The sequence below is a fragment of the Agrobacterium sp. lyk4-40-TYG-31 genome (assembly GCF_030209855.1).
GTDB lineage: Bacteria > Pseudomonadota > Alphaproteobacteria > Rhizobiales > Rhizobiaceae > Agrobacterium > Agrobacterium vaccinii.
Genome location: NZ_JARVRE010000003.1, coordinates 256,822 through 277,223 on the forward strand (window position 1 = coordinate 256,822; position 20,402 = coordinate 277,223).

18 protein-coding genes are annotated in these 20,402 nt (G+C 59.0%); 11 read left to right on the plus strand and 7 right to left on the minus strand.

Annotated elements, in window-relative coordinates; all coding sequences use genetic code 11:
- Nucleotides 1-91: 91 nt before the first annotated feature.
- On the plus strand, nt 92-736 hold the full coding sequence (locus tag QRN55_RS04365; RefSeq protein ID WP_284775139.1) for a TetR/AcrR family transcriptional regulator: 645 nt from the start codon (nt 92-94) through the stop codon (nt 734-736).
- A gap of 80 nt (nt 737-816) precedes the next feature.
- Here the strand turns inward: QRN55_RS04365 and QRN55_RS04370 are convergent, their stop codons facing one another.
- Together QRN55_RS04370 and QRN55_RS04375 are read right to left on the minus strand one after the other, a co-directional pair.
- Complete coding sequence (locus QRN55_RS04370) at nt 817-1,323, minus strand: MarR family winged helix-turn-helix transcriptional regulator (RefSeq protein WP_284775141.1); 507 nt, start codon at nt 1,321-1,323, stop codon at nt 817-819.
- A 141-nt stretch (nt 1,324-1,464) separates the two neighbouring features.
- Nucleotides 1,465-2,250, minus strand: a complete 786-nt coding sequence (locus tag QRN55_RS04375) for a cyclase family protein (RefSeq protein WP_284775143.1) — start codon at nt 2,248-2,250, stop codon at nt 1,465-1,467.
- 317 nt (nt 2,251-2,567) lie between these two features.
- Between QRN55_RS04375 and QRN55_RS04380 the strand changes: the two genes are divergently transcribed.
- Nucleotides 2,568-3,074, plus strand: coding sequence for a MarR family winged helix-turn-helix transcriptional regulator (locus QRN55_RS04380; RefSeq protein ID WP_111838776.1), 507 nt, complete (start codon nt 2,568-2,570; stop codon nt 3,072-3,074).
- 5 nt (nt 3,075-3,079) lie between these two features.
- Here the strand turns inward: QRN55_RS04380 and QRN55_RS04385 are convergent, their stop codons facing one another.
- From QRN55_RS04385 to QRN55_RS04395, 3 genes are read right to left on the minus strand one after another with little or no spacing between them, the layout of a single operon-like run.
- Nucleotides 3,080-4,525 (minus strand): FAD/NAD(P)-dependent oxidoreductase, encoded by a 1,446-nt coding sequence (locus QRN55_RS04385; RefSeq protein WP_284775146.1) that lies wholly within the window; start codon nt 4,523-4,525, stop codon nt 3,080-3,082.
- Nucleotides 4,518-4,811 (minus strand): (2Fe-2S)-binding protein, encoded by a 294-nt coding sequence (locus QRN55_RS04390; RefSeq protein WP_284775147.1) that lies wholly within the window; start codon nt 4,809-4,811, stop codon nt 4,518-4,520. Before QRN55_RS04390 ends, QRN55_RS04385 begins: the two co-directional genes overlap by 8 nt.
- A complete protein-coding gene (locus tag QRN55_RS04395; protein ID WP_284775149.1) occupies nt 4,804-6,009 on the minus strand; it encodes an NAD(P)/FAD-dependent oxidoreductase in 1,206 nt (401 codons plus the stop codon). Before QRN55_RS04395 ends, QRN55_RS04390 begins: the two co-directional genes overlap by 8 nt.
- A 562-nt stretch (nt 6,010-6,571) precedes the next feature.
- Between QRN55_RS04395 and QRN55_RS04400 the strand changes: the two genes are divergently transcribed.
- The 8 genes from QRN55_RS04400 (at nt 6,572) to QRN55_RS04435 (ending at nt 16,703) form a co-directional block, all read left to right on the plus strand.
- Nucleotides 6,572-6,967 (plus strand): RidA family protein, encoded by a 396-nt coding sequence (locus tag QRN55_RS04400; RefSeq protein ID WP_111838773.1) that lies wholly within the window; start codon nt 6,572-6,574, stop codon nt 6,965-6,967.
- Nucleotides 6,968-6,979: 12 nt separating this feature from the next.
- Complete coding sequence (locus QRN55_RS04405; RefSeq protein WP_045229160.1) at nt 6,980-7,456, plus strand: VOC family protein; 477 nt, start codon at nt 6,980-6,982, stop codon at nt 7,454-7,456.
- 52 nt (nt 7,457-7,508) lie between these two features.
- Nucleotides 7,509-9,005 (plus strand): ABC transporter substrate-binding protein, encoded by a 1,497-nt coding sequence (locus QRN55_RS04410; protein ID WP_284775154.1) that lies wholly within the window; start codon nt 7,509-7,511, stop codon nt 9,003-9,005.
- A gap of 171 nt (nt 9,006-9,176) precedes the next feature.
- A complete protein-coding gene (locus QRN55_RS04415; protein ID WP_284775156.1) occupies nt 9,177-10,346 on the plus strand; it encodes a M14 family metallopeptidase in 1,170 nt (389 codons plus the stop codon).
- A 112-nt stretch (nt 10,347-10,458) separates the two neighbouring features.
- Nucleotides 10,459-11,385, plus strand: coding sequence for a dihydrodipicolinate synthase family protein (locus QRN55_RS04420; RefSeq protein WP_284775158.1), 927 nt, complete (start codon nt 10,459-10,461; stop codon nt 11,383-11,385).
- 36 nt (nt 11,386-11,421) lie between these two features.
- Nucleotides 11,422-14,832 carry a molybdopterin-dependent oxidoreductase gene (locus QRN55_RS04425; protein ID WP_284775159.1) on the plus strand — a complete coding sequence of 1,137 codons (3,411 nt, stop codon included), beginning with the start codon at nt 11,422-11,424 and terminating at the stop codon, nt 14,830-14,832.
- 45 nt (nt 14,833-14,877) lie between these two features.
- Nucleotides 14,878-15,843 carry a LysR family transcriptional regulator gene (locus tag QRN55_RS04430; RefSeq protein WP_284775161.1) on the plus strand — a complete coding sequence of 322 codons (966 nt, stop codon included), beginning with the start codon at nt 14,878-14,880 and terminating at the stop codon, nt 15,841-15,843.
- A 23-nt stretch (nt 15,844-15,866) separates the two neighbouring features.
- Nucleotides 15,867-16,703: an alpha/beta hydrolase gene (locus tag QRN55_RS04435; protein WP_284775164.1), complete on the plus strand. Its 837-nt coding sequence runs from the start codon at nt 15,867-15,869 to the stop codon at nt 16,701-16,703.
- A 2-nt stretch (nt 16,704-16,705) separates the two neighbouring features.
- Here the strand turns inward: QRN55_RS04435 and QRN55_RS04440 are convergent, their stop codons facing one another.
- Nucleotides 16,706-17,566, minus strand: a complete 861-nt coding sequence (locus QRN55_RS04440) for a DMT family transporter (protein ID WP_284775165.1) — start codon at nt 17,564-17,566, stop codon at nt 16,706-16,708.
- A gap of 88 nt (nt 17,567-17,654) precedes the next feature.
- On the opposite strand from QRN55_RS04440, the gene QRN55_RS04445 reads away from it, so the two are divergent.
- Nucleotides 17,655-18,485, plus strand: coding sequence for a hormone-sensitive lipase (locus tag QRN55_RS04445; protein WP_284775167.1), 831 nt, complete (start codon nt 17,655-17,657; stop codon nt 18,483-18,485).
- A gap of 17 nt (nt 18,486-18,502) precedes the next feature.
- Here QRN55_RS04445 and QRN55_RS04450 read toward each other — a convergent pair whose 3' ends face one another.
- Complete coding sequence (locus tag QRN55_RS04450; protein ID WP_502871293.1) at nt 18,503-20,398, minus strand: ABC transporter ATP-binding protein; 1,896 nt, start codon at nt 20,396-20,398, stop codon at nt 18,503-18,505.
- Between the last annotated feature and the right edge of the window lie 4 nt (nt 20,399-20,402).

Here is a 20,402-nt window from a genome sequence, read left to right on the forward strand (position 1 = left end):
CTTTTTTAGTTTTATTCCCGGTAATGGCTAACGTCAACGAGGGATATTTGGTATTGCCCTGCGAAGGACCGCCATTGCGGAAAGGCTGACGATGTCGTTGAAACCCACTGTTGCTGATGCCGGAGCTCCAGCCTCTGGCGTACGGCGCACACCCGTTCAGGAACGGGGACGGCGACGCGTACAGCAATTGCTGGATGCGGCAGCGGACGTGATTGCAGAGGTCGGCGTCGATAATGCGACGACGAATGCGATTGCGGCGCGCGCGAACACCTCCGTCGGCGTGCTCTACAAATTCTTCCCCAACAAGCAGGCGTTGGTCGAAGTGATGGCAGAAAAATATGTGACGGAAATAGAAGGGCTGATCGGTCAGCAGGAGAACGAGGGCATTGCCGATTGGCCACTTCGCGACGCTATCGAGTGGATCGTTCGCGCAACCGTCGTGTTCCACAAGACAAACCCTGCTTTCCACCATGTCTATCGCGCGGTACGCGGCGGTAGCGCTGGCAAAAGTGCAAGCCTTCTCGATCACACGAAGGCCGTCATATCCCATCTCCTGACATTGCGGATGCCAAACACGGGCACCGATCGGGACCTGCACGCCACAATCGTCGTGGAAGCTGCTCATGCCCTGATCGTTCACGCCTGCACGTTGCCAGCACAGGATCGAGCGCGCTTGACGGAAGAGACCATTGTCCTTCTCAGCCGTTATCTTGAGCCGGACTATGTTGCCGCGTAAAAGGGTATTGCCAAAGAATGAGATTGGCACCATCAAATGACCAGCGAGAGATACGCACCCGCGGCTATTCTCTTAATCCATCAAATGTCGTGTCTGCGTATATTCTTGAGAATTTTGTGAAGCGTGCCAAGGAAGACGCGATATTCGTCGTCGTCGATATCTTTGAACATGCGGCGCAGATCATCGTACATGATCGGCCAGATGTCCTCGAACATCGCCCTGCCCTCGTCTGTGATGGTCACATCTCGAACCCGCATATCATCCGGTCTGGGCGTGCGCCTGATAAGTCCCTGCTCTTCGAGAGCGTCAACTGTCCGGCTCATGGTCGACTGTTCGATGACCGTGTAGATAGACAACTCGTTGATCGTCAGCGACGCGGAAACATTCAGCACGGCAAGCGCCCGCATCTTGACGGTGGTAATATCTCGGGCCTTCAAATCTTCCAAAAGATTGGCATTCCACCGCGCCATGATCCGGTTCATGATATAGGGCGCGAAATTGTTCAGGCCGATTTCGCCAAGGCTTGGAATCCGGCTCTCCTGTTTACCGGGGTTTTCGAAAACCGCGCCGGAAAATCCGTTTTCCATACTTGTCGTCCTTACATCATTTCAGGAGGTAGCCTTCGCGACAGGCGTCTCTGGTCTTCACAGAAGGAATTGAGCTCCCTTCTATGGAAACGTGCCAGATGGCCCTGCCGACACGACAAGGCCATTGGCTTTTTTATCGTCTCAGACGATCAGAGCAAGAGCGCGCACAGGTGAGCCCGTGCCTTTTACCAATTTGAGCGGTGCGGCGATCAAAATCGCACCCTTGGGCGGTAGCTGATCGAGATGGCAAAGGCTGGCCAGACCATATTTGTTGGCTTTGTGCATCAGGTTGTGCGCTGGGAACGGCGGGGTCATGCCACCGGCAGAACCAGCATCCGTGCCGATGGTTTCCTGGCCCCAGCCGATGATGCCTTTCGACAGAAGATATTCGATGGCTTCCGCCGTCGGGCCGGGAGAATGAGGACCGTTTTCATCAGCGTTCAGGAATGTTTCCGTCGAGCCGTTGCGCTTGTACCAATCGGTGCGCAACAGCACCCATGTGCCTGCCGCGATCTCGCCGTGCTCGGCTTCCCACTCCTTAATGCTGTCAACCGTCAGCAGATAATCCGGATTTTCAGCCGATTCCTTCGAGCGGTCGATCACGTTCACAGGCGCTACGAAATTCTGTGGTGCGATGGTGTCGGTGGTGTTGGACGGATTGTCCTTGCCGGTGATCCAGTGGCTCGGCGCATCGAAGTGGGTGCCGGTATGCTCGCCCAGTTCCAGCCAGTTCCAGGCCCAGAACGGTCCGTCCTGATCATAGGCGGAAATGGTGTGCACCTTCACATTCGGCGTGTTCTTGCCGAATTGCGGTGGCAGATAAAGCACGGGCGTGTCGGGTCCCAGTGGCGCGCTCAAATCCACGACCTTGATGGAGCCTGTCAGCAGGCCGGTTGCGAGTGCCGAAATGGTGGATGTATCTGTCATTCCATGTTCCCCTTTTTATCGCACTGTTCGAACACGTTATCGGTGCTGCCACAGGCAGATGCGAATGATGGAAGGAAGCGTATGAGCAAAAAATCGATTGCGCAAGAATTTTGTTGAAGCTTAAATTATTTAACGTCGCGAGCCCTCTCAGCCCATCCGACGACGCTACGAGCAAACAGACGATACCGTTGTTACAGCTTTATACTGGCCAATTTTCCTAAGTGCTGATATTGGCCTTGTTCTTCGAACGTTCAAACATATCGACGTGATCGCAATGGATGATGTTCGGGACGTGGTGGCGTGCAAGGGACAGGTTTATGTCAGCGATTGATCTCGAAATTATCATGAACGAGACGCAGGAGGGCAAGAAGCAGGAGCTTCGGCTCTGGCTGCGCCTGCTGTCCACCACCAAGCTAATCTCCCAGGAAATCCGCCGCCGTTTGCGCCGCGAATTCGGGGCAACGCTACCGCAATTCGACCTGCTCTCGCAGCTCTATCGCGAGCCCGAGGGCCTGCGCCTTGGCGAGCTTTCCAAACGCACCATGGTCACGAATGGCAACATTACCGGCTTGGTCGAGCGACTGGAAATTGACGGCCTCGTGGTCCGCGAAAGACCTGCCGATGATCGCCGCGTCATCGTCGCGTGCCTGACGGAGAAAGGCCGCACCACGTTCGAAGCGATGGCACAGGCGCATGGCACTTGGCTTGAGGACATGATGGGTGATGTCGATCCCATCGTCATTTCCGGCCTGCTGACCCATGTCGGCCAGGTCAAGCAGTCGGCCCGCAATCATCTTTCAGGTGACGAGAGAGACGACATCTAGAGGGCTTAATCCAATCCCAGCTTGGCCAGATGCTTCAATGGCACAGGCCGTATCGGTGCCTGAGCGGTGAACTGACCGACGGTCTCGACGGGAAGATTGCATCGGTCCGCCACTCTCATCGCAACGGACAATTGGCAGTAGCGTCCCTGGCACGGTCCCATTCCCGTGCGGCATCCGAGTTTGACCGCATTGACCGATGTCACGAAGGGCGACTGTTTCAGGAATGCGTCCACATCTTTGGATGCCACCTCTTCGCAGCGGCACAATATCGTCTCATCATCCGCCAAAGATGCTAGGAGTGTAAGATTCGGCGCGAAACTTTGCGCCATGGTGGAAGCAAACGTGTCCGTTCTGGAAACTGCCGATTTGGCGTCCCGTATAGCGTGTGATGCACGATCGCTGCCCCTTACCGCAGCACCTATCGTCAACCCTGCGAGCTTGCCCTGAAGAAACGCGCGTCTGGCGCCGCCGATCCCGGCTGGCTCACCCGCCACATAAATATCGGTTCGGGACGTTTGCATGTCGTCATCATGGCCGACCACCCAGCCACCACGGTCTGGCGCCCAATGCGCGGCGCATCCCGCCTGCCGGGCAAGTTCGGTGCTGGCGAGCAAACCGTAACCGATTGCAACACCATCGATACCCTCGACAGTGCGCTCGGTGCCCTTTTCAAGCTTTCCATTGCCATCAACGCTTTGCAGAACCACCCGCGCGACACCCTCTTCCGTTCCCTCCGCACGGCGAATGCTCGTGGAGAAAGAGAGGGGAACTTTATGGCGGCGCAAAGCCAACAGACTGCGCATGAGATCAGCTACCACGCGACCCTGGCCGGGCAGCGCGGGGATTGCGCGGAGCATTTCACCGAGCCCGGGGAATGGGCGCGCAATCGCCACTTCCGCAATCTCCGCCCCGGCTTTCAAAAGCTGTTCGGCGAGTACGAAAATCAGCGGGTGCGAGCCTGCCAGAACATAGCGCTTTGCTGAGAGAATGTGCTGGCTTTTGAGCAACGTCTGAACGCCCCCTGCCGCCATGACGCCAGGAAGTGTCCAGCCGGGAAAGGCCACCGGCATGTCGTGAGCGCCGGTGGCGATCAGCAATGCCTTGCTGCGCAACATTAGCCCACCGTCCTGCGATGACAGACCAAGCTCGACACCCCGTCCGCCATCGCGCGGCTCGAACACGCCCCAGGCCGTCGTCCCCAGTTGAAAGCGGATCCGGGAACCGCCGCGCGCTTGCTCTAGAAGCTTGGTGCCGAAGGGATAGCTGCGAAAGGCGCTGCTGGGAGCGGCTTTAAAACTGCGGGGCGGCTGGCGAAATATCTGGCCGCCTATCTCCGGCTGCTCATCGATCACAACGACACTCAGACCCTGCTCACTGGCTGCGAGTGCCGCCGCCAGACCCGCCGGACCAGCGCCGACAATTGCCAGATCAACGGTTTGGGGCTCAGACATTTTCCAACTCCACGACCATATCGGCCCGCACGGGGATGAGGCAGCTGCGTTGCCCACTCTGTCCATCGACCGTTACCAGACAGTCGAAACATACACCCATATTGCAATAGGGCGCCCTAAGCGCACCACTTTGCGTTCGGCGAAACCCGCTATGTCCGCTGGCCATCAATGCTGCCGCAAGGGTTTCGCCCGGATGGGCAAGAGTTGGCTTGCCATTAACGGTGATGGAGACCGCAGGCGGACGGTGCAAATCTTTGCTTTCGGGAAGACGACGCGGGTCAGACAAGGGTGAGGCTCCCGAAACGGCCGGGACTGAACCGGCGAACATCCAGAATGGGTGGCTTGCCGCAAATGGCGTCGGCCAGCAGACGCGCATAGGTCAGGCCCAGTGTAAAAGCGGAGCCGCCAGTCGCGATGAAAAGGCCGGGCGCCTTGGGAATTTCGCCCAGCAGCGGCAATTGGTCGGCAATCAGCGAGGTCATGCCGGTCCACACGCGCATCACCTGCAACTGTTCCAGCTTCGGCACGACGGAAGCGGCAGCGGCCATGTTGCCGGCCAGTGATGTCAGTTGCAGCGCGGGCCGTGCGTCGAGATCGATGACACCACCGACATGGCGCAGTTGTGCGGGCCAGCCGCCGCCGATCAGCACCTGCCCTTCCGGTGTCTGCTTCAGAGACAGACGTCGCCCGGCATGCTGAACCAGATGCGGAATGAGCGGCTGTGTGCGCATCGTGACCGTCATGGTCAGCCCCACCGGGCTGACGGGCATCTGCATGCCCGCCATGGCCGCCACACGTCCCGACCATCCGCCTGCGGTAATGGCGACGGTTTTGGCGTGGATGAGCCGACCGTCCTGCAATCTCGCATGCCAAACATTGCCGTGCCGCGACAGCTCCAACACCTCGCAGCCTGTCTCGATCTGCGCGCCCGCTTTTATCGCAGCTCTGGCGAAGGCGAGCGTCGTTTGCTTCGGATCGGCCTTTCCCTCGCCCTTGCAATGGGCCGCAGCCATGACGGCTGGTCCCAGATAAGGTGCCAGACCATCCAGTGCAGATCGGTCCAGCAATTCGACATCGAGACCCGATGCACGTTCCAGCGCGGCTTTCTGTTCCAGCACGGCCACCTGCTCGGCTGTCTCGGCAACCATCAGGCCGCCCGTTCGCTTCACGCCAACCGGCGCGCCGAGCTCCGCTTCGACACTGCCCCACCGCGCCATGGCATCCAGATGCAACGGCATGGCTTCCGCCGCCTTGCGCGCCGCATCCGCGCCGTTCTCGATCATTCTATATTCGAGCTGAAAATGCAGGCTTCCGGCGTTCTGACTGGATGCGACACCGTTGATCTGGCCTTTCTCGACCAGCAGAACCGACAGTCCTTCCGTGGCCAGATTGAATGCCGTGGCCGATCCCAACAGGCCGCCGCCGATGATGAGGCAATCAATCATCATGGCGCCGGTGAGACCACAGGCATGATGTTCAACCATATTTGGAGCAAGTATTTCACCTTTCGAGATTGTGACGAGTGTGCACTGTGAGTGCGCGTTTTCAAGTCAATTCTCCTGTAGATATTGGCACTTACCCTCAACCGGATCAGATAAACGCGCTGGGATATGATCCAAATTCGTGACTGGGAAAGCTAAAGTTCGGGAATCTAAACCACGAAAAACCATTGGAAATTCGCGACAAGACGAGATCGTGAGAAATACGGCATCAAGACGCTCCGTCAAAAATTCTGGTTTTAACGTTGCGTAAAACGCAACATAATCTGACAATAAGCGTCATTGAACGAACGCTAGGCATGACGTTTCCTGAGTTAAGAACAAGAGCCGGGCACCGCATCTCGAAATCGCGGCAGTTCGGCCAGCATGTCATGACAGGGGAACGAAATGGTGCCTGAGGCCGCGAGAGTGGCCGGGAAGCTGCGCGTCTGCGCATCCGTCAGGTCGACGCCTTCGTCATGTCCGAAAGATCGAAATTCACCAACGCTTCGCAAGCGTTGCGCTTTTGCATCCTCTCGACGCCGCACAGCTATAAAAAGGAACAGCTATGGAAACGAAATCGATCAACCCCTGGAATTGGCAGGAAGGCTTTGGCTTTGCGCACGCAACCGAAGTCAGTGGAATGTCACGGGTGCTCACCCTGTCTGGCCAATGTGCGACCGGCCCGGACGGCGCACCGCAGCATCTGGGTGATATGAAGGGCCAGCTCAAGCTCGTCCTCGAAAATCTCGGCAAGGTTCTGGCCGATGCTGGCATGACCTACACCAATGTTGCGGGCATCCGCGTTTACACGACCGATATCGATGCCACTCTGGCCAATTGGGGCGAGGTCGTCGGACCTTTCAATGCCCTCGGTCACAAGCCAGCGAGCACGCTCGTTCAGGTCTCGCGACTGTTTACGCCTGATCTTCTGGTCGAAATCGAAGCAACGGCTTACGCTTAAAGGAGATTTCCCATGCTACGTGGCATTCATCACCCCTCCATCACCACTGGTGATCTCGATCGTGCACTGACCTTCTACAAGGACAAGCTCGGCTTTACGGAAGTCTTTTCCTTCGGTTGGGAAGCCGGAACCGATATGGCAGCCTTTGCCGGCCAGATCACGACAATCCCCGATTCCACTGCGCGCGCTGCCGTTTTGAAGGCTGGCAATGCGTTTCTGGAAATCTTCGAATACACCCTGCCAGCATCCGAACGCATGGATGACCGTGGCTTATCGCAGCGTGGATATTCCCACATCTGCTTCGACAGCGACGACGTGATTGCTGATCACGCCCGCCTCTCGGCAGATGGCGTGGTCTTCAATTCCGAACCCATCGATGTCGGCCCGATGCGCGTCTGCTACTGCCGCGACCCGGATGGCAATTTCGTTGAACTGCAGCAGATCACCGATCCATCCAGCGACCTCGTTTTGACCTCGGTCGCGGGTTGACGGCATAGAGACGACACAAGCAGTTTTCAAAAATAATAAAGGGAACGAACTCATGTCACGCAAGATTATGACGGCCTTGATATTGGCCGGGGGCCTGATGGCCGGTTCTGCAAGCGCTGCCGATCTGCGCATTGCGCTCGCCGACGACCCGGATGCACTGGACCCGGTATCCAACGCTGCCTCGACGGGCATTTCGGTTCTGTCAACCATGTGCGAACGGTTGCTCTATACAGATGCCAAACTCAACATTCTGCCAGGCCTTGCCGAACGCTGGGAGTGGTCTGATGACGCCCTGTCGCTGACATTACACCTGGCGAAGGACGTCAAGTTCCAGGACGGAACGCCGTTCGATTCCACTGCCGTCAAGGTCAATCTCGACCGCGCCCGCAAGCCCGGCACGCAGCGTTATTCCGATCTGACCAGCATCTCCTCCATCGAAACGCCCGATCCACAGACGGTCGTCATAAAAGTAGCGCAGCCTGCCGCCCAGCTTCTGGGAACGCTGGCCGAGCGTAACGGCATGTATTTTTCGCCCAAAGCCCTGGAGCGTGAAGGCGCGAACGTCGGTCGTGCACCTGTCTGCGTTGGCCCTTACAAGTTCGTCAGCCGCGTTGCGCAAGACCGCATCACTCTGGAGAAAGATCCGAACTACCGCTTTGCCAAGGATTATTCCTTCGATCGCGTGATCTTCCGCATCATCCCGGCTGACAGCGTGCGTCTCGCCAACCTTCAGTCCGGCGATGTCGATATGATCGAAAAGCTCGATCCCGCCTTGGCCGATACCGTCAAGTCAGACGAGAGCCTTGCCATGATCCAGAACTTCGCCGCCAATTCCCAGGCGCTGATGTTCAACCTTGAACGCAAGGGCCCGATGCAAGACCCGCGCGTTCGCCACGCGCTGGAGCTTTCGCTGGATAAACAGGCCATCGTGGATGCGGTTTTTGCCGGCTACTACAAGGCGGCCAACCAGTTCGCCAGCCCGGATTCGCCGTTCTACAACACGGATTTTCCTATTCCGGCCCGCGACGTTGCCGCAGCCAAGAAACTCTTGGATGAAGCAGGCGTGAAGCAGCCCGTGCCCTTCACCATGCTGGTGCCGAATAGGCCTTTGTCGGTACGCGTCGGTGAACTCATTCAGGCGATGACGGTCGAGGCTGGTTTCGATACCAAACTCAACGTCGTCGATTTCGCGACCACGCTGAAGCTGACCGCCGATGGCGATTTCGAATCCTGGGGCCCGATCGGCCAGCAATCCGCCAACGATCTGGACACTCTGGCCGTGCCGGTCCTGTCCAGCAAGGGCGGAAGAAACGTCGGCAAATACAACAACCCGGAAATGGATCGCCTTCTCGATGCCACCCGTGCAGCCGTCGATCCAAAGGAGCGCATCGCACTGTTCAAGCAGGCTCAGGCGCTCGTCGCGAAGGACCTGCCGGTGATCTACCTCTACCACCAGGCACCGATCTTCGCGCTGAAAGCCAGCCTGAAGGGCGTGACCCTGACAGGCGATGGTTTCCCGATCCTGCGCGGTGCCAAGATCGAAGGGTAATCCCTCCTAAACGCATCACGGGCGGCCAATCGAGGCCGCCCTACCTAACCTACTCACTGCTGGTTTCCACACGGACGTTCCGTAACTTGGGACGCTGGCAGAATGACAGATGGTTCGCTCAGCCACATGAACTGGTTCAGGGCCGGGCCATCGACAGACAGGAAAAACAAAATGGTTTCAGTCACATCCAAGATTCCATCCGGCAGCGGCGAGATCGTCTCTGCAACCGATCACCGCGATATCCGCCTGCGCCTGAGAAAAGACCCAGGTGATGTGTTTCTCGGATGGTACCATTTCCGCATCAGCGGCGCGCAGGGCAAAGACTGCCGTTTCAGCTTCGAAAATGCCAATGAGACGCTGGGCTGGCGTCTGGCAAACCGTGAAGACTACGAGAATATGTGGCAGAACACCGGACCGGTTGCCAGTTATGACGGCACGACCTGGTTTCGACTGCGCGGCGATTACGACTGCGAAATCTACAGCTTCAAGCACACGCCGGAACACGATATCTGCTATTACGCCTTCTGGGCACCCTATGAGCCTGCCCGCGAACTTGCCTTCATCTCCAAGGCGCAGACATCCGATCTCGTCTCACTGACGACCATCGGGGAGAGCGTTCAGGGCCGCCCCATCGATATGCTGACGATCGGCACACCGGGACCGGGCAAGCCCTCCTGCTGGATCATTTCACGCCAGCACTCCTGCGAAACGCAAGGCGGTTACTTCGTCGAGGGCATTGTCGACAGATTGCTCCACAAAACAGATCCGACGGCCCGTGCGCTGCTGTCCTCTGCGGTTTTCTACGTCGTGCACAACTGCAATCCCGATGGCTCGGCTCTTGGTCTGACACGCAGCAATGCCGTTGGTGCCAATCTCAATCGTGAATGGACGTCGCCATCGCTGGAGAAATCCCCGGAGATTTTCCATCTTCGCAACAAGATGGAAGAGATCGGCGTCGATTTCTGCCTCGATTGCCATGCCGACAAGGAACTGCGCTGCAACTTCATCTGGCCGTCTGAAAACGTGCCGACATGGAAGCCGGAGCGTCGCGATATCTTCACCCAGTTCGAAAACGCTTGGGCAGCGGCGTCGCCGGACTACGAACTCGGTCATCCCTATCCGGGTGGCTGCCCGACAGAGCCGGATCTTGGAATGGGCTGGAACTGGATCGGCAACCGCTTCCCTCACGCGCTCTCTGTCTTGCTGGAGCAGCCCTATAAGGATGTGACGGAGTTTCCGATGCCTGAAACCGGCTGGTCGCCAGAGCGCGCCTATGGCTTTGGCCGCTCATTGCCTGAAGCGCTGGGCGCCATTGTCGGAAATCTCAACGTAAGTTCCTGAAAACATCAACGACACGCGTCTGATCACCATGCGCGTGTCCGTCAAACCAGCACAGATGCCTTGTCCCGCCTTCGCGACACATCTGACGCACGACTATATTTCGGAGAATGACATGACCCAAAACAAGAGATCGCGCGTGAACTGGCGGGGTTACCTGCCTGCTATCACCACTCCCTTCAAAGACGACCTTTCTCTTGATGAGGCGGGCCTCGGCGTCCTCCTGGAATGGCTGCATGGCGAGGGCATGCACGGCCTCGTTCTGGCTGGTACCACCGGCGAATGGACCAGCATGTCCAAGATGGAACGTGCGCGCCTGTTCGAAAAAACCGGTGAGCAGATGCGCGGCAAACTTCCTCTGATCGCGGGCTGCTCCAGCTTCACCGCGCAGGAAAGCATCGAATTTGCGGCCTTTGCAAAGAGTGCAGGCTTCGATGGGATTTTGCTCACACCACCGCCTTATGTGCGTCCGAATGCGGATGAAATCGTCGATTTCTACACCACTGTCGGCGCCGCATCGGAACTGCCGATCTGCGTCTATAACTGGCCGCCCGGCACCGGCATCGACATGCCGCTGTCGCTGCTGGAACGTCTGGCCGATATCGATGCCGTCGTTGCGATCAAACAATCGACGCCCGACTTTTCACGCTTTGCCGAAACCTTCTTTGCCCTCAAAGACAAAGTCCGCGTCTTCGGCTTCCCTATGAACGAACTCGGCCTCACCATGCTCTCCGTCCATGACGGAGATGGCACGATGGGCGCGGGCGGCGTTCTCGGACGCGCGCAGACTGGTTTCTACGACAATCTCTGGGCCGGTGATCTGGAGGCGGCGCGGGCCTGCGGCTTGAAGGACCGGGTGCTGATGAAGGAATGGTACACACCAGACCTGATCGGTCGCTTCGGCTCCGGCCCGGCCATCCTCAAAGCCGCGCTGAATGCCCGCGGCCTTCCCGGTGGACGGGTTCGCCCGCCTTTGCGCGATGTCAGCGACGCTCATCGCGAGCAGATTGCAAAGACTCTCAAAGAGCTTGGCATGATGTGATCCCGTCATTTCGATGGTAGAATGGACACAGGCGCTATGACAGCGAAGGAAGCGATTATGGATCACGCCTCTCCATCCTTACCGGTGACCACCCGGGGCTATTGCACGCTGTGCAGGTCCCGATGTGGCGCGATCTATACCGTTCAGGATGGCCGCATGTTGCGCGTCGATCCTGATCGCGACCATCCGACCGGCGGCGCTCTGTGCGCCAAAGGCCGCGCAGCACCTGAGATCGTCCATCACCCCGACCGCCTGACCGTACCGATGAGACGGACCAACCCGAAAGGCAGTGCCGATCCGGGTTGGCAAGAAATCGGCTACGAGGAAGCGCTGGACGAGATCGCCGCACGTATGGCCGATATTCGTGACCGCTACGGCGCGGAAGCCGTGGCCATCGCCTCGACGACACCTAGCGGTACGGCCATTTCCGATAGTATCGACTGGATATTGCGGCTGGCGTGGCAGTTCGGCACACCCAACCTCGTCACCTCGGTCGAGGTCTGCAATTTCCAGAAGGACTACGCGCAAGCCTTCACATTCGGTTTGCCATTGGGTGTGCCGGATTTCGCCAATGCCGATACCATCATTCTCTGGGGTCATAATCCTGCCAGAACATGGCTGGCGGAGGCGCAACGCATCGCCGAAGCACGGCAGCGCGGCGCGCGCATCGTCGTGATCGACCCGAAGCGTTCGGGCAGCGGCGAACAGTCCGATCTGTGGTTGCGCATCCGCCCCGGCTCAGATGCCGCGCTGGCAATGGGGGCGGTCCGCTTTCTGATCGAGCAGACGCGCTTCGCACAGGATTTCGTTCGCGACTGGACCGATGCAGCCTTTCTCGTAGACCGACAGACGGGCGAAAAGCTTTCCGCCACTGCTTTCGGTGCCGATGCAGGGTTCGTCATCAGGCGAAAAGACGGGTCGCTCGAAACCGTCAATCCTGCTGTTGACTATGGCGTGCATCCCGATGCTGATCTGTTTTTCGACGGAACGATTGTCGATACCCACGGGCATGAAAGACACTGCGCCACCTCGCTTGCTTTGCTTTATGAGGCAAGTCTCGAATGGACCCCGTCACAGGTTGCAGCGGCAACGGGTATCCCGGAAACTCAACTCGCCGAATTCTTCGAAGTCGTCGCGTCCTCACCAAGCATTTCCTATTATCACTGGACCGGGATTGCGCAGGCGCTGAACGCCACGCAGACGACACGGGCCATATCCAACCTGTTCGCCCTGCGGGATGATGTCGATCGAGCCGGTGGAAACCGCTGGTTTGCCGGACCTCTCATAGCAAAGATCGCCGACTTCAAACATCTCCCTGCCTCGCAGCTGGAGAAAGCGCTTGGCCGTGTGGAACTACCGCTTGGCCCACCTCGCTTCGGCTTCATCACGGCGCGGGATTTGTGCGAGTCCATCGAAGGCAATGCGCAAAACCGGGTGCGGGCATTGATCGGTTTTGGGGCCAATATGCCTCTGACGCATCCCGACGCGCGCCGCACGAAAAGAGCGCTGGAAGCGTTGGATTTTCAGGTCCATTGCGACCTGTTCATGACCCCGATGGCAGATACCGCCGACATCCTGCTGCCCGTCACCGCGCCTTGGGAACATGATGCGATGCGAGTCGGCTTCGAGATTTCGGCGCGGGCTGCCTCACATATCCAGTTCCGTCCTGCTCTCTTGCCAGCACCCGGCAAGGCAAGGCCGGATTATGCCATTGCACGCGGGCTCGGCCAGCGTCTGGGGTTGGAAGGCGATCTCTGGCAGGGACCTTTCGTCAAGGCAATCGACACCGTGCTGGAACCCACCGGACTGAGCGTGGATCGATTGCGGGCATCACCGGAAGGCATCACGCTGGCGCAGCCCGCTACAGAACGCGCCTATGCGGCGCGCGATGCAAGCGGAGCGCCTGTCGGTTTTCCAACACCATCGAAGCGGATCGAATTTCATTCCGGGCAGTTGCAGGCGCATGGTTATCCGGCCATCGCCTCTGCCGCGCCGCCATTACCAGTCGATCCCGAATTCCCCATTACCCTGACCACGGCCAAATCAGGCTATTATACGCACTCATCGCTGCGCAATATCACCTCGTTGCGACGGCGCTCCGCTGATCCGGCTATCGAAATTTCTCCGGCGCTTGCGGCACGGGAAGGTTTGTCCGAGAACGACTGGGCGCTGGTGACTACGACGAATGGAACGGTGCGATTACGGGTACGGATCGACGGTGATCTGGCCGATGACGTGGCAATTGCGGAATTCGGCTGGTGGCAAGGCAATGATGCTCTTGGCAGGCCAAGCGCTCCCACATCCGGTGAACACTCCAGCAATATCAACGCCATCATCAGCGACGAGACCCGTGATCCCCTGAGCGGCGCGCCGCCGCTTCGCCATATGGTCTGCGCCATCAGGCGTGATGTGCCGACATCGATCGGCAACTGGTCGGGCGAGCGAAGCTTCATCGTCAAGGCCCGAGAGAAGCTTGCAGGCCATGTGCTGCGATTGGTCCTTGTGCCGGAAGACGGCCTTCCTCTCCCCGCATTTCTCCCCGGCCAGCATATCGGCGTCAGAATACCCGGCGCGCAGGAACGTCGCTTCTACTCCCTCATCTGCGATGGCGCGTCATCAGACAGCTTCGAAGTCGCGGTGAGACGCAGCCCGAGCGCCGATCCGCTCGTGTCATTTTCCATGTCGCATCATTTTCACGATCATCTGGAGGTCGGTGCGGAATTGATGGTGACGCCGCCATCCGGCAGCTTCGTGATCTCACCTTCCATCGACCGACCCATCGTCTGCATTGCGGGCGGCATCGGGATCACACCGTTCCTGTCGGCCTTGCGGGCTGCTGCAAAGGGTGGCTCGACGGCTCCCATCATGCTGCATTACGTGGCCGGAACCTGGGAGACAGCGACCTTCGAACGGGAACTCGCTGACCTTGCTCGAAACAGCGACTGGCTATCCTTAAATCTCTGGCTTCGCCGCGGCGATGCCCGGACGCAATCCCACGTCAGAACGGGCGGCGATATCGCACACATCGTCGCAACGATGGATGATGCCCTGCTGGCCAGACGCCCGCTGGTCTATCTGTGTGGACCGGCAGCGTTGATGGACGGTGTTCGCCAGGCGCTCGTGGCGCGCGGCATGCCGACCGCCGATATCATCGCCGAAGCCTTCAAGAGCGAGCTGGCATTGCCGAAGGACATTGCCCCGGCACGCATTACCCTTGCACGTAGCGGCGCCAGTTTTGAATGGACCAAGGCGTCAGGCTCACTGCTCTCAGCCGCACTCGCTGCCGGTATTTCGCTGCCGAGCGGCTGTCAGGTCGGCCAGTGCGAAAGCTGTGCCGTCAAGGTAACGGAGGGGCAGTTCCTCTGTCCCGTCGAAACCGAACTGGCGCCCGACAGTTGCCTGACCTGCCAATCTATCCCATTGAGCGATATGATACTTGATGTCTGAGACAAAGGTCCCTGCTGTTGTCATGAGGGCTTTCCCGGTATCACAATGCCGGAAGAGCGGGTCAATGATGGGCAGAAGGACGCGATGATGTCGGAAAACGGACTGCGATATTTATTGGAGGCGCTGAATGCGGGGTCCATGCGCGCAGCAGGTGATCGTCTCAATGTTGCTGCATCCTCCGTCAGCCGCCAGATTGCGCAACTGGAAGAGCAGCATGGTATCGCGCTCATCGTCAAGGGCCGCCGTGGCATCAAGCTGACCGATGCAGGTGAAATGGTCATGGAGCATTACCGCAACCAGATGTCCGACCGCGAAGCTCTACGCGCCAAGCTGGAGGATTTGCGATCGGTCAAGACGGGTAGCGTTACGCTTTCGGCGGGCGAGGGATTTCTCGGTGAAACCTTCACCGACCTCATCAATTCCTTCAACCGCGACAATCCCAAAGTGCGGCTGAACATCAATATCGGCGCCAGTCAGGAAATCGCCCGTATGGTCGCAGATGACGAAGCGCATATGGGGCTCGTCTTTCAGACGCCGCACGATATGAAAATCCAGGTTCGCTCCGCCATCGCCCAGCCCCTGATGGTGATTGTGCCGCCGGATCATGCGCTTGCACGACAAGATAGCGTCACGATTGCCCAGTTGCAGGACTATCCGCTGTGCCTTTCCGAGCGCAGCTTTCGTCTGCGCCAGATTTTGAGTGAGGCGGAAGCCCACAGTGGGCAGCGTATAGAGCCCGCGATCACCACCAACTCGATTTTTGTGATGCTGGAAGCGGTGCGGGCCGGTGTGGCGCTGACGATCCTGCCGCAGCTGTCAGTCTGGTCCGAGCTTCGACGCGGAAGCATGGTCAGCGTGCCGATTGCTGACGACATGATGGAAAAGACCAGCGTCAGCCTCATTCTTCGCGCCGGTCGCAAGTTGGAAGGCGCACCAGCCCGATTTCTGATCGCGCTGGAACGTTTGTTGCGGCAATGGGCGCAGACAATACCCAGGCCGGTGGGCCGGTAGAAACCAAAAAGGGGGAGATAGCCGTGTTTGCCAGAGATTTGCCGCCGCAAGGCTCCATCAACGCCGCTGCCGATGCCTATGCGGAGACGAGCCTGCTGCGGTCATCCGGCATCGCGCGCTTGGCCGATATTCCCTTCGGGCCTAACCCGGCGCAGCGGATGGACATCTATCTGCCGGATCACGGATTACGATCGCATACCAATCTGCCGGTCTTCATATTTTGGCATGGCGGCGGCTTCACCCATGGTCACAAGGAGTGGTGCGGCTTTATGGCACCGGCACTGCTCGCCGTTCCGGCCATCTTCATTTCCGCGAATTATCGCCTGCTACCGCATGTCGGCTCCGAAGAACTGATGGACGATGCACGGGCAACGGTTCGTTGGGTGCTCGAGAATATTTCGCACTCCGGTGGCAATCCGAACCGCGTTGTCATCGGTGGACATTCGGCAGGGGCCGTTATTGCTGCACGTCTGGAACTGGACGCGGAACGTCGTCGGGCCGCTGGTATTCCTGATGGCACGATCGCGGCGGTGATGGCGATGAGCGGCAGCTATCATAGACGCATTGGCGATGCGCATCCCGATCCCGACAGGCGATTGCCCGCCGACCAGCCAGACTGTGCGGCGGATTTCAGCGGGCCTACATCGGCCCGGTTCACATTGGCATGGGGCACCGATGAACGAGACACCGTTCAGCAATCGGGCGTGGATTTTGCAAACCAATTGGAAGGCCGTGGCCTAACCGTTCGCCGCCAGCCATTCGAAAATGCAGACCATTTTACCGTTCATCTGAATACGGGAGATGCCGACAACGCCTTCCATCTGGCGGTAGTGGAGGAACTGAGGGCGATCGCCGCATAAGGTCATCGCTGCCGCAGAGACATCAACGCGCCGATGACGATAATGGCCATGCCCACCAGCGCCGCTAAGCCGGGTGTTTCCTGAAAGGCCAGATATCCGATAATACCGGCAAAGATGGCACGCGAAAAATCCACCGGGGCCAGTGCGGAGGCTTCTCCCATACGCAGAGCTGCGATCATGCTGGTATTGCCGACGACGCTGAGCAAGCCTGTCATGGCGAGCAATCCCATGGTTGGCAGATCGATGGCTTGCCATGTCCAGAATGCCAGAGGTGCCAGTACAAGTGTGCCGACCAGTGACTGATTCAGCAGCAACACATCGGAGGTCTCGCTGGCCAGACGCCGTGTCATGATCGCACCAAACGCCGCCGTCGCAGCAGAAACCACGCCTGCGGCCACGCCCAGCACCGCGATGGTTTCGGTGCCTGTTGGGCCGGAGAGAATGACCACGCCGGTAAAGCCGATGATCACGGACATCCACCGCCATCGTCCGACCGTTTCGGAAAGGATCAACGCCGCGAACAGGGTGACGAACATGGCCTTGGAGAAGCTAAGGGACGTTGAGATCGCCAGCGGCAGAGCCGTGACCGAGTAAAATCCCGCCAACATACTGGAGATCAGCGCCGTCGCCCTCAACACATGCGCACCCCTCCGTTCTCCGGCAATCAGCAGTGGTCCCACACGCCTGAAGGCGCGTCCTCCGACAAACAGAAGCTGCGTCGCAACGGTGAAGAACATGATGACGAAAAGCGGCACATCTGGTGATACGGACTTGATGATCAGAACCATGATGGAGTAGATCAGCGCGTTGAACACCATCAGCACCGCGCCTCGGGCATTCCCGCTCATTTGTGACCATTTCACGCGTCGTTCCTCCCGACTTCGTATTTTGTTCTTTACGCGACCGTTAAAATTTTTGATGTTTGATCAGATGATTAACGGGAGTCGCATCATGAATTACCACCGCATCGCCGACTATACGGACGCCTATTCCAACGGGGCGCATATCGTCGGTGCGGAGCGCTGGCCGAGTGCCTGGGCCAAACCGGCAGCCGACTATCGCGAGGCGATGCTGGCTGCGGGACGAGCCAAACTTGGGCTGGCCTATGGTGCGAGTGAACGCAACGCGCTGGATCTCTTTCTGCCGGAAGGCACACCGCGCGGCCTCGTCGTCTTCATCCACGGCGGCTATTGGAAGAGCCTTGACCGCAGCTACTGGTCGCACTTTGCGCAAGGTTGCGTGGCGCGGGGATTTGCTGTGGCGATGCCGTCCTATGACCTGTGCCCGGACGTTCGTATCACCGAGATCACACACCAGATCGGCGATGCGGTGACGCGGGCCGCAGAGGAGGTCGCGGGGCCGATCATCATCACCGGCCATTCGGCGGGCGGGCATCTGTCGGCGCGTATGGTCAGCGCGGGCACGCCCCTTGCATCCGCCGTGCTGGACCGCGTCGAAATTGCCGCACCCATTTCCGGTCTGCATGATCTGCGTCCCCTGATGCGCAGTGAACTGAACGAGACGCTGCGCATCGATGAAGCCGAGGCGCTCGCGGAAAGTCCTGCGCTGCTGCGTCCGGTTGGCCATGCCCGCCTTTGCGCCTGGGTGGGTGGTGCCGAACGCCACGAATTCCTGCGTCAGAACGCGTTGCTGGCCAATATGTGGACCGGTCTCGGTGCGGTAACCGCCTGTTACGCGGAGCCAAACCGTCATCATTTCGATGTTCTCGATGGCTTTCTGGACCCGGATCATGCGCTGACCCGGGCATTGACCGACATCTGAAAAGCGTGGCGGAGCGCTCAGACCGCCATCGCCAACTCTTCTCGTGCCTCGCTGCGCATGACCAGATGGCCGGGCGCGACTTCGTCGTAAATCCGCTGTGGGGCGACGAAATCTGCAGGTCGAACGGGCGTCGAAAGTTCTCCGACAACCGCTGCGCCACGCAGACCACGCTGGGATGGGTCCGGCACGGGGACAGCGTCGATCAGTCGGCGTGTATAGGGGTGACGCGGATCACCAAAAATCGCCGCGCGCGGACCGATCTCGACGATCTCACCCAGATACATGACGGCAACGCGGTGACTGATGCGCTCCACGACGGCCATGTCGTGGCTGATGAACAGATAGGCGAGCCCCATACTGGCTTGCAGGTCCAGCATCAGGTTGACCACCTGCGCCTTGATGGACACGTCCAGCGCCGACACCGCTTCGTCGGCGATGATCAGCTTCGGCTCAAGTGCCAGTGCTCTGGCAATACAGATACGCTGGCGCTGCCCGCCGGAAAATTCATGCGGATAACGGCTTGCCATTTCGGGAGACAGGCCCACACGCACCAGCAGCTCACTGACGCGCGCCCGGCGTTCCGCAGAATTGCCGATGCCGTGCGCCACGAGTGGCTCCGCAACTGCCGTGCCGACGCTGAGGCGTGGGTTCAAGCTGGCATAGGGGTCCTGAAAAATCATCTGCGCGGTGCGGCGCATACGCCGCAGGCCGTAGCGGCCAAGACCGCCGACCTCGGCTCCGTCGATGCGCACGTCCCCACCGCTCGGCTCGGTCAATCGCAGTACAGAGCGACCGGTGGTGGATTTGCCGCAGCCGGATTCCCCCACCAATGACAGCGTTTCGCCGGGCTGGATTTGAAACGAGACATTCTCCACGGCATGGACACGAAAGGCCGTGGGGCGAAACAGCCCTGAAGGCATGGGGAAGCGTTTCATCAGGCCTTTCACTTCGACCAGCGGCGGTGCGTTGCGGTCTACCGTATCAGGCATATCGGGTGCTGGCAGGATCGCGCCGCTGGCAGGGTCGATCAGCGGGAAAGGTTGTGGCAAGTCATGCCCCTTCATCGAGCCGAGGACTGGCACTGCCGCAAGAAGCGCACGTGTATAGGGCTGGCGCGGCGCGGCGAAGATCTGCGACGTTGCACCTTCCTCCACCAGATCGCCGCGCAGCATGACCACGGTGCGATCCGCCATCTGGGCAACGACGCCCATGTCGTGGGTGATGAAGAGCACAGACATGCCCTCTTCATCCTGCAAGGTCTTGATGAGGTCCAGAACCTGTCCTTGCACCGTCACGTCCAGTGCCGTCGTCGGCTCGTCGGCAATCAGCAGCTTCGGGCGCGAGGCCAGCGCCATGGCGATCATCACCCGCTGGCGCATGCCACCCGACATCTCATGCGGATACTGCTTCAGCCGCGTACGAGCCGAGGGAATGCGCACCTTCTCCAGAAGTGCCAGCGCACGCGTTTCGATCTCCGCCTGAGAGATATCAGGATCCTGGCACAGCAGCGCTTCGGCGAGTTGGTTTTCGATGGTGAAGGCCGGATTGAGCGATGTCATCGGCTCCTGAAAGATCATCGAGACGTCACGACCACGCACGCGCCGTATCTCGTCCTTGCTGAGCGTCGTCAACTCGCGACCCAGTAGCTTAATGGAGCCGGAAATCTTCGTGTTGTCAGGGTTGAGCAGACGCATGATCGACAGCGAGGTCACGCTCTTGCCGGAGCCACTCTCACCGACAATGGCGACGGTCTCTTTCGCGCCGATATCGAAGGAGATGTTCCTGATAACTTCGGTCCAGCCATTTTCGGTGCGGAAGGCCGTTGTGAGATCGCGCACGGAAAGCACCGGATTGGTCGCATCAGACGTTGCCTGCATATTGCCATTCTCCGTCTTGCTTCTGTTATCGTCCATCGTC